This is a genomic window from Paractinoplanes ovalisporus, assembly GCF_016834655.1.
Taxonomy (GTDB): domain Bacteria; phylum Actinomycetota; class Actinomycetes; order Mycobacteriales; family Micromonosporaceae; genus Actinoplanes; species Actinoplanes ovalisporus.
Genome location: NZ_JAENHP010000004.1, coordinates 406,715 through 417,937 on the forward strand (window position 1 = coordinate 406,715; position 11,223 = coordinate 417,937).

Annotated in this window: 5 protein-coding genes; 2 read left to right on the forward strand and 3 right to left on the reverse strand. The window is 72.4% G+C overall.

Annotated features, from left to right (window positions below; genetic code table 11):
• Window positions 1-90: 90 nt before the first annotated feature.
• Window positions 91-4,869, forward strand: a complete 4,779-nt coding sequence (locus tag JIG36_RS15990; RefSeq protein WP_203377059.1) for an ExeM/NucH family extracellular endonuclease — start codon at window positions 91-93, stop codon at window positions 4,867-4,869.
• Between the two features lie 44 nt (window positions 4,870-4,913).
• Here the strand turns inward: JIG36_RS15990 and JIG36_RS15995 are convergent, their stop codons facing one another.
• Entirely contained in the window at window positions 4,914-7,838 is a 2,925-nt protein-coding gene (locus tag JIG36_RS15995; protein ID WP_203377060.1) for an ATP-binding protein, read from the reverse strand.
• A gap of 102 nt (window positions 7,839-7,940) precedes the next feature.
• Between JIG36_RS15995 and JIG36_RS16000 the strand changes: the two genes are divergently transcribed.
• Window positions 7,941-8,777, forward strand: a complete 837-nt coding sequence (locus JIG36_RS16000) for a class I SAM-dependent methyltransferase (RefSeq protein WP_203377061.1) — start codon at window positions 7,941-7,943, stop codon at window positions 8,775-8,777.
• On the opposite strand, the gene JIG36_RS16005 is transcribed toward JIG36_RS16000, so the two are convergent.
• A complete protein-coding gene (locus JIG36_RS16005) occupies window positions 8,770-9,810 on the reverse strand; it encodes a glycerophosphodiester phosphodiesterase family protein (RefSeq protein WP_203377062.1) in 1,041 nt (346 codons plus the stop codon). The genes JIG36_RS16000 and JIG36_RS16005 overlap by 8 nt on opposite strands.
• Window positions 9,811-9,844: 34 nt before the next feature.
• Window positions 9,845-10,990, reverse strand: coding sequence for a YibE/F family protein (locus tag JIG36_RS16010; protein ID WP_203377063.1), 1,146 nt, complete (start codon window positions 10,988-10,990; stop codon window positions 9,845-9,847).
• Window positions 10,991-11,223: the final 233 nt, after the last annotated feature.

The window sequence follows — 11,223 nt, forward strand, 5'->3', positions numbered from 1 at the left end:
GCAATGCTTAACCGTTACCGGAACGAGAATTGATCGTCATGCGGCGTCCTTAACCTCCGGCGAATCACCTTCTCCGGAGGAAAATCTTCCATGCATCGATATCTGCGCGGCGGTCCTTCCGCCGCGGCGCTGCGAGCGGTCGGCGCGGCCGCCCTCGCGACGGTGATCGGCGTGAGCCTGGCCGGACCGGCCGTGGCCGCCGACCCGGCCGACCCGTTCATCAGTGAGATCCACTACGACAACGCCGGCACCGACAGCGGTGAGGCGATCGAGGTCCAGGCCCCGGCCGGCACCGACCTGACCGGCTGGCAGATCGTCCTCTACAACGGCACCGGGGGCGCCACCTACGGCACCTCCACGCTCAGCGGCGCCGTTCCGGCGGCGGGCGTCGTCGTCCAGACGTACCCGGCCAACGGCATCCAGAACGGCGCGCCCGACGGCGTGGCCCTGGTCAAGCCGGACGGCACGGTCGCCGAGTTCCTCAGCTACGAGGGTGTCATGACCGCCACCGGCGGTCCCGCCTCCGGACAGACGAGCGTGGACATCGGCGTCGCCGAGACCGGCTCGGAGGAGCCCGGCCTCTCGCTCCAGAAGGTCGACGGCACCTGGCGGGCCCCCGCGACCAGCTCGTTCGGCGCGGTCAACGGCGGGAGCACCCCGCCCGAGGAGCCCGAGGAGCCCCCGGCCGACTGCACCACCGCCGTCACCCACACGATCGCCCAGGTGCAGGGCACCGGCGCCGCCACCCCCGTGGCCAACACCAAGGTCACCGTCGAGGGTGTCGTGACCGCCGACCACCGCACCGGTGGTTACAACGGCGTCTATGTGCAGACCGCGGGCACCGGCGGGGAACGCCCGGTCGCGGCCGGCACCGCCTCGGACGCCGTCTTCGTCTACTTCGGCACCAGCACCGCCAACGCGCCCGCCGTCACCATCGGCGACCAGGTGCGGGTCACCGGCACGGTCACCGAGTACAACGGCCTCACCGAGATCACCACCACCGCGAAGGCCGACACCCAGCTCTGCGCGACCGGCGTCGCGCTGCCCGCCCCGGTGGCGCTGGCCCTGCCGCTGGACGACGCGGCCCGCGAGTCGGTCGAGTCGATGCTGGTCGCGCCCGTCGGTGCGTACACGGTCTCGGACGTCTACAACACGAACCGCTACGGCGAGGTCATCCTGGCCGCCGGCAACGAGGCGGCCCCGATCCCGACCGACCTGGCCCGTCCGGGCTCGGCCGAGGCCAACGCGATCAAGGCCGAGAACAAGACCCGCCGGCTCCTGGTCGACGACGGCCGCACCACCAACCTGGCCGACGCCGGTCTGCCCCCGGCCTACCTGACCAAGGACGATCCGATCCGGGTCGGCGACGCCGTCGAGAAGTTCGGGCCCAGCGTGCTGAGCTTCGGCTTCAGCGAGTGGCGCCTGCAGCCGGCCGACCCGGCCGAGCTGAGCACTACCTTCAAGAACTCCAACCCGCGTACGGCGGCTCCGGCCAACGTCGGTGGCGACCTGCGCGTGGCCAGCTTCAACGTGCTCAACTACTTCGTCCACTTCGGTGGCGAGGCCCGGGGCGCCACCGACGCGGCCGCCCTGGCCAAGCAGCAGGCCAAGATCGTCGAGGCGATCAGCGCGCTGGACGCCGACGTGGTCGCGCTCATGGAGATCGAGAACTCGGTCCGCTTCGAGCCGGACGACCCCCAGGTGGCGCTGAAGACCCTGGTCGCGGCGCTGAACGCGAAGGACGGCGCAGACACCTGGGACTACGTGCGCTCGCCGGCCGACCTGCCGGGCGCCGAGCAGCAGGACTTCATCACCACCGCGATCATCTTCAAGCCGGCCGCGGTGACCCCGAAGGGCGCCTCCCGCTCGGTGAACGACGAGACCGTGTGGTCGAACGCGCGGGAGCCGATCGCGCAGACCTTCACGGCCGGGTCGACCACCTTCACCGTGGTCGCCAACCACCTCAAGTCCAAGAGCGCCTCGACGCCGCCGTCCGGGGACAACGTGGACACCGGGGACGGGCAGGGTGCGTACAACGGAGACCGCAAGCGGCAGGCCGCCGCGCTGGCCTCCTTCGTCAAGTCGCTCGGGACCGACGACGTGCTCCTGCTGGGCGACTTCAACGCGTACAGCCAGGAAGACCCGATCCAGATCCTGGCCGACGCCGGGTACAGCAACATCGCCGGCCCGGACGAGAAGTCGTACGTCTTCGGCGGCGAGTCCGGTTCGCTCGACCACGCGCTGGCGTCCGCCTCGCTGGCGTCGAAGGTGACCGGCGTCGACGTCTGGAACATCAACTCGGTCGAGTCGTTCGCCTACCAGTACGACGGTTACGCGCCGTTCTACAACGCCGACCCGTACCGGGCCAGCGACCACGACCCGGTGGTCGTCGGCCTGTCTGTCAAAAAAGCCGGCCCGGTCGACCTGCAGCTGCTCAGCATCAACGACTTCCACGGCCGCCTCGAGCCGCCCTCCGCCGGCAACGGTGGCGCGGCCCAGCTGGTCGGCATGGTCAACGAGCTGCGCAAGGCGAACCCCAACACCGCCTGGGTCTCGGGCGGCGACAACATCGGCGCCTCCACCTTCATCTCGGCGATCGACAACGACAACCCCACGATCGACGTGCTGAACGCCGGTGACCTGGCCGTCTCGGCGGTCGGCAACCACGAGTTCGACAAGGGCCTGGCCGACCTGCAGGGTCGCGTCGAGGACCGGGCCGACTTCCCCTACCTGGCCGCCAACGTCTACAAGGACGGGCAGCGGGTGCTGCCCGGCTATAGCGTGCAGACGCTGGGCGGGGTCAAGGTCGGCTACATCGGTGTTGTCACCGAGCAGACCGCGTCGCTGGTCAGCCCGGACGGCATCGCCGGGGTCGAGTTCCGCGACCCGGTGGCCGAGGCCAACACCCTCGCGGCGCAGCTCTCCGACGGCAACGAGGCCAACGGCGAGGCGGACGTGCTCGTGCTGCTGGCCCACGAGGGCGCGGCGACCGAGAACATCAGCTCGGCGGCGGCGCTGCAGGCCGACCCGGTCTTCGGCGACTTCACCCGGGTGAGCGCCGAGATCGACGCCATCTTCAGCGGGCACACCCACCAGCCGTACGCGTTCGAGGTTCCGGTTCCCGGCACCGACCGCACCCGTCCGGTGATCCAGGCCGAGGACTACGGTCTGCGCCTGGGCAAGGCCGTGCTCACGTTCGACCCGGCCACCAAGTCGGTCACGAAGTCGACCGCCGAGCTGCTCACCGTGACCGGCTACCCGGCCGACGCCGCGGTCGCCGACATCGTCGCCAAGGCCAAGGTCACCGCCGACGAGCTGGGCAAGCAGCCGCTCGGCAAGATCACGGCGGACATCAAGCGGGCCTACTCCGCCGCCGGCGCCGAGGACCGTGGCGCCGAGTCGGTGCTCGGCAACTTCATCGCCGACGTGCAGCTCGACCAGACCAGCGCGGCCGGCCGCGGTGGGGCCCAGATCGCGTTCATGAACCCGGGTGGTCTGCGGGCCGACCTGCTCTTCGGCACCGATGGCACGGTCACCTACGCCAACGCGTTCTCGGTGCAGCCGTTCGCCAACGACGTGGTCACCCAGACCCTGACCGGCGCGCAGATCAAGCAGGTGCTCGAGGAGCAGTGGCAGCCGGAGGGCGCGTCCCGCCCGGTGCTGCACCTCGGCTCGTCCAAGGGGCTGACCTACTCGTACGACGTCAGCCAGCCGCGGGGCTCGCGCATCATCGCGTCGACCCTGAAGCTGAACGGCGCCGTGCTCAGCCCGACCGGCACCTACCGGGTCACGTCGAACTCGTTCCTGGCCGCCGGTGGTGACAACTTCACCACGCTCGGACAGGGCACGAACCGGCTCACCACCGGCGACAACGACCTGACCATGCTGGTGAACTACTTCGCCGCCAACTCGCCGGTCACCGCCGACCCGGTGATGCGCAGCACCCCCGGCACGGCCACCCCGACCGACACCACGCCGCCGACCGGCACGTTCAAGCTCGGCGCAACCGCGCTCTGGCCCGGCCAGTCGGTCACGCTGTCGCAGGTCGCCCTCTCCGACGACGTCAGTGCCGCTGACAAGATCAAGAAGGTGGTGAACTGGGGTGACGGCTCGACCTCGGAGAGCCTGACCCACACGTACGCCAAGGCCGGCACCTACACGGTCTCGGTCGAGCTCACCGACGAGGCCGGCAACAAGGCGGCGGCCACCATCCAGGGCGGCGCGGTCGTCACGGTCACGGCCCAGCCGAAGGGCGTCTACCTGCTCGCCCCCCAGTCGATCTGGGCCGGACAGTCGACCGTGCTCGCCGTGAGCAAGGTCAGTGGCGCCACCAAGCTGGTCATCAACTGGGGTGACGGCGCGTCGTCCGACATGTCGGCCAACGGCTCGCTGATCTCGCACGCCTACACCAGGGCCGGCACCTTCCCGGTGACGGTCACGCCGCACAACGCGGCCGGTGCGGGCACGGCCGTCAAGGTCGGCTCGGTCAAGGTCACGGCCGACACGTACGCCCCCGGCGTGCGCTTCGTGCCGCCGCTGATCCCGTCGTCGGCGTCCTCCTGGCGTTCGCTGAACGGCCTGGCGAGTGACACCGGCTCGGGCGTTGCCACGGTCTCGGCGACGCTGATCCAGGAGCGGTCCGGCCAGTGGCACTACTTCGACGGCGCCAAGTGGGTCAAGGCGTCCTCGCAGTCCGACGCCGCGGCGAAGGCCAAGGTCCTGACGGACGAGCCGCTGCCGATCCTCGGCGTGTGGAGCATCGGCCTCAAGGGCGTCGAGAAGGGCACCCTCAAGGTCAGCTACTGGGCCACGGACCGGGCGGGCAACGACTCCGCCGTCCAGTCCTACACGGCGAAGATCACTAAGTAACCCGACGCGTTGAGCCCCCGTCTCCCCACCTGGCAGGCGGGGGCTCAGCCGTCGTAGCGGCACATGTGACCCGTCCGGACGCTGCGATCGAGGTGCCGGCCGAACTCGGGCAGGACCACGTCGATCCGGCGGATCGCGTCGCGGATGCGGGCGGCCACGGCCTTGCGGGCACGTTCGGCGTTGTCCGCACCGAGTGGCCGCACGGTGCCGTCGGGCCGGGTGGCGCGGCGCACCTCGGCGAGCAGCCGTTGCCGTTCGGCCGGGTCACGATCAAGATCCAGGAGCCGTTTCCGGTACGCCCGCAGGGCCGTCGCGTCGAGGACCGGCTCGGCGGCCAGCCGGTCGACCACCACCGGCCCGCCGCCGGCCATCAGCTCGACCGCGGCGACGTCGGCCCCGGGTCGTGCGAGCAGGATCGCGAGGTCGCGCAGCCCCTTGGAGTCGCGCAGGCAGGCGTTGCGACCGTGGTAGCTGACCCGCCACATCTCGGCGTCCCGCCGGATCGCGGCCGCGTCGTCCAAGCCCAGCGTGGCCAGCGCCCGGCCGGTCTCGGCGGCCCAGAGGCGGGCGCCGAGCCGCTTGTGGATGTCGAGGGCCTGGCGCAGCGAGGCGACGGCTCCGGTGGCGTCACCCAGCGCGGCCCGGAGCAGCCCGACCCGGTGCGCGTGCGCACCCATGAAGCACACCAGCGCGCCGTTCACCGTGCAGGTGGCCGCGAGCGGTTCCAGGTCGGCCAGCAGCACCCGGCACAGATTCTGATCGTCCAGCGCGATGGCCCCGGTCGCGAGCTCGCCCGCGAAGACCGACCACAGGTACGACCGGTCGGCCCGCCAATCCGGCAGCGCCAGCACGGTGTCGACCTCGCGCCGCGCCGCGGCCAGGTCACCGGCGCGGGCCAGGAACCCGGCCGCGACCGCGTGGGCGTGGGCCGGCGCGCCGATCCACCAGCGGACCGACTCCTCGGCCGTACGGCGCAATTCGTCCGGATCGCTGCGGGCGCGCACGAGTTCGAGCCGCTGGGACATGCGCACGTTGCCGGTGTCGCGGTCACCCACCGCCTTGCCCAGCGCGGCTGCCTCGTCGACCAGCCTCTCGGCGGCGCCGAGGTCACCGTCGAGCAGCGCGATCGCGGCCTGCCGGGTGCGCAGCAGATAGTCGTGGCGGGGCTGTCGCAGCCGTTCGGTGCGATACGCGAATTCGGCGAAGACCGCCCGGAACGCCGCCGACCCGTTCTCCAGGTGCGCGTTCGCCGCCAGCAGCAGCCCCTGGGCCTCGCGCTCGGGATCACCCGCGGCCCGCGCCGCCTCGACGATCCCGGCCGCGAGGACGACCCGCTCGGCACCCGTCCCCGGTGTCCACAGTGAGTCGTGCCGGGCCAGCAGGCAGCCGGCCAGCGTGGCCGGGTCGTCGAGGGTGCGGGCGATCGTCACCGCGCGTTCGGCATATGGCCCGGCGCGGGGCCGATCGGCCGGGACGGAATGCTGGAGCTGACGGGCCAGGGCCGCGGTGACCTGCGCCTCGGCCGCTGTCCCGCGGTCGTGCAGCGCCGACCGGGCGGTCTCCAGCGCGCGGATCAGCTCGGTGCGGGGCATCGCGAACCGGGCCCCCACCCGGTCGAGCCCGAGCGCGACCAGGGCCAGCAGGTCCGGGTCGGCGCCGGCCGGCCGCCACGCGCCGTCGAGCAGCGCCCGGGCCGTCGCGGCGTCACCGGCCCGCAGCCGCAGGTCGGCCTCGGCGGTGAGCAGCCGCACCAGGGCGGCCGCGGGCAGGTGACAGCCGGCGTCGGCGATCGCCGTGCGGGCCCGGCGCAGGTGACCGGCCGCCGCGCCGAACGCGAAGCGCCCGGCGTCGGCCTCGGCCGCGGCGTGGGCCCAGGTCAGCACGGGTTCGACGCCGCAGCGGGCGGGCGCGGCGGCGAAGTGGCGGGCCAGTTCGGCCGGGAAGACCGGCCCGCCGCGTTCGTGGCGGCGCAGCAACGCCCAGCCGGTGCGCTCGTGCAGCATGGTGCGCCGCTCGCCCGGCAGCGCCGCACAGATCGTCTCGCGGTAGAGGTCGTGGGCGAAGCGGACCGGCTCGTCGCCCCCGCCGGCCAGCACACCGGTCGCCAGCAGCGCGCCGATCCGGCCGTCGAGTTCGGCGGCGGGCCGGTCGACGACGTCGGCCAGCACGTCGGGGCGCAGCACGGGACCGGCGACGGCGGCCGCGTCGAGCAGGTCGGCGTCGTCGGGCAGGCGGGCCAGGCGGCGGCCGATGACCTCGCGCACCGCGGCCGGCACGTCGGCCGGGGCGCCGCCCGCCTCCAGCAGGTGGCAGAGCTCGCGGGCGAAGAAGGGGTGGCCGTCGCTGCGGGCGTGCACGGCCCGGCCCCAGCGGCCGGCCGCCGTCTCGCCCGCGATCGACCGGACCAGTTCGGTGACCTCACCCGCCGAGAGTCCACCGAGGACGATCTGCTCGGCCGGCGGGACGAGCCCGGCGAGCCGGCCGGTCGGCAGCTCGTCGGGCCGGTAGGCGCCGACCAGCAGCAACGGCGTGGTGCGGGGCTGGCGGAGGAGGAACGTGAGCAGGCTCATCGATGTCTCGTCGGCCCACTGCAGGTCGTCGAGCACAACCGTGGCCGGGCCCGCACTCTCCAGCCGGTCGTGGACCGCGAGGAAGACCCGGGTGCGAGCCGCGTCCGGATCTTCGGGTGCGGGCGCGACGTGATCGAAGAGCGGCGGGCCGGCGTCCCGCAGGGCCTGCGTCCACGGCCACCAGGCCGGTGCCTGCTCGTCGTCCCAGCAGGTTCCCCACCGCACGGGCGCGGGCGCGCACTCCGCGGCGAACCGGCCGAGCAGGGCCGTCTTGCCGATCCCGGCCTCGCCGGCGACCAGCACCAGACCCGCGCGTCGCGGCCCGGGCCCGGCCAGGCTGGCGCGACGTGCGGCGAGCAGGCGAGCCAGTGCTCCGCCCCGGCCCACGAACGGTGTCACCAGCGCATTCTTGCCCCTGGCGGAAGTGCCGGACGCTTTCTGGCGGATGTCCGACCGGATCTGGCGCGTACCGGGTGACAACCGAAGTTCGAAGGGGGAACCGTGTTCGACGCGAAGCAGTACAAGACCACCACCCGGGCGCAGTGGGAGGAGGCCGCCGAGGCGTGGCACCGCTGGGGGCCGCGGATCGAGAGCTGGCTCGGCCCGGCGACCGACCGCATGCTCGACGCGGCCGGGATCGGGCCGGGCAGCCGGGTGCTCGACGTCGCGGCCGGCGCGGGCGGGCAGAGCCTGGCCGCCGCGCGCCGGGCCGGGCGGGACGGATACGTCCTGGCCACCGACCTCTCGCCGGCCATTCTCAAGTTCGCGACCTCGGAGGCGGACGCGGCCACAGTGGAGACCCGCGAGCTGGACGGTGAGCACCTCGCCGTGTCACCCGGCTCGTTCGACGCGGTGATCTCGCGGGTCGGCCTCATCTACTTCCCCGACCAGCACGCCGCCCTGACCGGCATGCACGCCGCGCTGCGCCCGGGCGGGCGGCTGGCCACCGTCGTCTATTCCACCGCCGACCGCAACGGGTTCTTCGCCCTGCCGGTCGGCATCATCCGGCGCCGGGCCCAGCTGCCGCCGCCCCAGCCGGGTCAGCCCGGTCCGTTCAGCCTGGGCGACCCGGAGCGGGCCGAGACCTTGTTCACCGAGGCCGGGTTCCACGACGTACGGATCGAGGCCGTGCCCTCGCCCCTGCGGATGAGCGACGCCGCCGAGTGCACCCGGTTCGAGCGGGAGTCGTTCGGCGCGCTGCACCAGATGCTGGCCGGCCTGCCCGAGCCGGAGCGGGACGCGGCCTGGGCTGAGATCGAGGACACGCTGCGCCGCTTCGACGGCCCGGACGGCTTCACCGCGCCGTGCGAGATGCTGGTGATCTCCGGGGTCAGGTGAGCGGTGGGTACGGGCGGGGCAGCCGGTAGCCCCGCTCGGCGAGCAGGGCCCGCAGGCGGTCGGGATAGTCGGTGATCAGGCCGTCGACGCCGTCGTCGAGCAGCTTGGCCATGGTCGGCACGTCGTCCACGGTCCAGGGGACGACCTTGATCCCGTACGCGTGGGCGTGCCGGACCGTCGCCCGGGTGACGTGGGGCTGGTAGCCGGGGTCGGTGACCGTGCCGTTCTGCGGGAAGCCGTGCACGGGCGAGAACGCGGTCGCGCCGAACGTGCGGATCGCGCGGATCGGGTCGCCGCCGAAGTCGTCGATGTCGATCCCGCCCAGCCACGGCGACGCCCCCGGCTGACCGGTCTGCAGGAAGTCGTAGTTGGTCAGCGCGACCAGGGGCAGCCGCGGCTCGACCCGGCGCATCAGCTTCAGCGCACCCCAGTCGAAGCTCTGGATCGTCACCTGCCGCAGCATCCCGGCCCGGCGGATCTCGGCCGCGGTCACCCGCACGAACTGCTCGCGCGGCGCGGTCTCGGCCGGGGCGCCCGCCTCCACCTTGGTCTCGACGTTGAGTGTCACGCCGTGGGCGCGGCGCCGCTCGACCAGCGCGAACACTTCGCGCAGCAGGGGCATGCGGGCGCCCGGGACGGCCACCTGGCCGGGCTTGTCGGGCAGCGTCTTCGACCCGCAGTCGAGCGTGCGGATCTGGGTCAGCGTGAGCGTGTTGACATATCTGCCCACGTACGGGAACTCGGGGTCCCCGATCGTGGCGGGCGCGGTGTCGGTGCATTTGGCGCCCGTGACCCGCCGGTCGTGCGTGACCACGGCCTGCCCGTCCTCGGTGATCTGCACGTCGAGTTCGAGCGTGCTGACGCCGAGGCTGAGCGCGTTGCCGAACGCGGCCAGCGTGTTCTCGACGTACAGGCCGAGCCCGCCGCGATGTGCCTGGAGGTCGAAGGTCTTCCCGCCCGCGGTGGCGGGGCCGGGGACGAACAGGACGCCGGCCGTCAAAAGGGCGGCGACGCCACTTCTCGGAATCCTCATCGGAGCAGCCTCGGGGGAGGGAGCGGCGGCCGGGCTACGGCTGTGGCAACCGGTGGCGGCCATTGACGGAAATCTCTGCGACCAGGGTAGCGAGGGCGGTCGTGATGGGGACCGAAGCGACCAGGCCGATCGTGCCGACCGCGCTGCGCAGGATCTCCTGGGAGAGGAACTCGCTGGTCAGCAGCTCGCCCACCGGTTGCGGCCCGGCGGCGATGAGCAGCAGGAGCGGGAGCGACGTGCCGGCGTACGCGAGAACGATGGTGTTGACGGCCGACGCCACGTGCGCCCGCCCGATGCGGATGGCGGCGCGGTAGAGGCCCCAGCAGGTCGTGCCGCCGGCCTGGGCCATCTCGGCGACCGTGGTGGCCTGGGTGACCGTGACGTCGTCGAGGACGCCGAGCGCGCCGATGATGATGCCGGCCAGCAGCAGGCCGCGCATGTCGATGCTGCCCTGGGTGACCGACAGGAACGAGTCGTCGTCGTTGGCGACGCCGGTCAGGTGCAGGGCGGCGGTGAACGCGGCGCCGAGCAGGCCGGTGACGATCAGGCTGGCCAGCGTGCCGGCCACCGCGACCGAGGTGTGCACGGTGACGCCGTGGGTCAGATAGAGCGCGGCGAACATGATCGCCGAGGCGCCGACCACCGCGACCAGCAGCGGCGGTGAGCCCTCGAGGATGGCCGGGATGATGAAGAACAGCAGCACGGCGAAGCTGATCGCCAGACCGGCCAGCGAGGTCAGCCCGCGCCAGCGGCCGAAGACCAGGATCACGGCCACGGTCAGCGCCAGCAGCCAGGTCAACCCGCCGCCGCGCTGGTGGTCGACGACGGTGTAGTCGGGGCCGCCGGGCACCGCCCCCGGGAAGTGGAGCAGCACGACCTCGTCGCCGTCGGCCAGCGTGACCGCGCCGGGGCCCTGCGGCAGGTCGACCGTGGTCACCGGGCCGTTGTCGACCTGGACGGTCGCCGAGGTGGCGGCCACGGCGGTCACCGTCCCGAGGACCCGTTCGCCGCCGCTCGTCCCACCGGGCAGATCGACGCGGCCCGGCCACATCACGAGCATTGCGATCAGGGTGACGAGCGCGGCCGGAATCAGCACCGCGGCGACGATCCGGCGGGTGCGGCGGGACGCCTCGGGAAGGTCGCCGTGGGAGTGGGCGTGCCGCCCGCCGACGCGATTCATGGCAGCAGGTTAGCCCTTCCGGAAAGCGTGAATGAATGCACATATGCACAATCGACAGCAGTTAGACGGTTGCCGAATCAACGACAAAGGTATTGACATATGAATCTGTAACGAAGGCCTCACACAAAGTATTGACTCCCCTTGGCGACGGTCGCGGAATCCGTTACGTTGAAGAAACCGACTCAACGCCGAGATCTGTATTTGACCTGCTGGAACGGCCATCCGGGGAGTCG

Excerpts from the sequence above, each read along its gene's own strand:
- JIG36_RS15990 (WP_203377059.1), top strand. The coding sequence starts at position 91 with ATGCATCGATATCTGCGCGGCGGTCCTTCCGCCGCGGCGCTGCGAGCG.
- JIG36_RS16005 (WP_203377062.1), bottom strand. The coding sequence starts at position 9,810 with ATGAGGATTCCGAGAAGTGGCGTCGCCGCCCTTTTGACGGCCGGCGTC.
- JIG36_RS16010 (WP_203377063.1), bottom strand. The coding sequence starts at position 10,990 with ATGAATCGCGTCGGCGGGCGGCACGCCCACTCCCACGGCGACCTTCCC.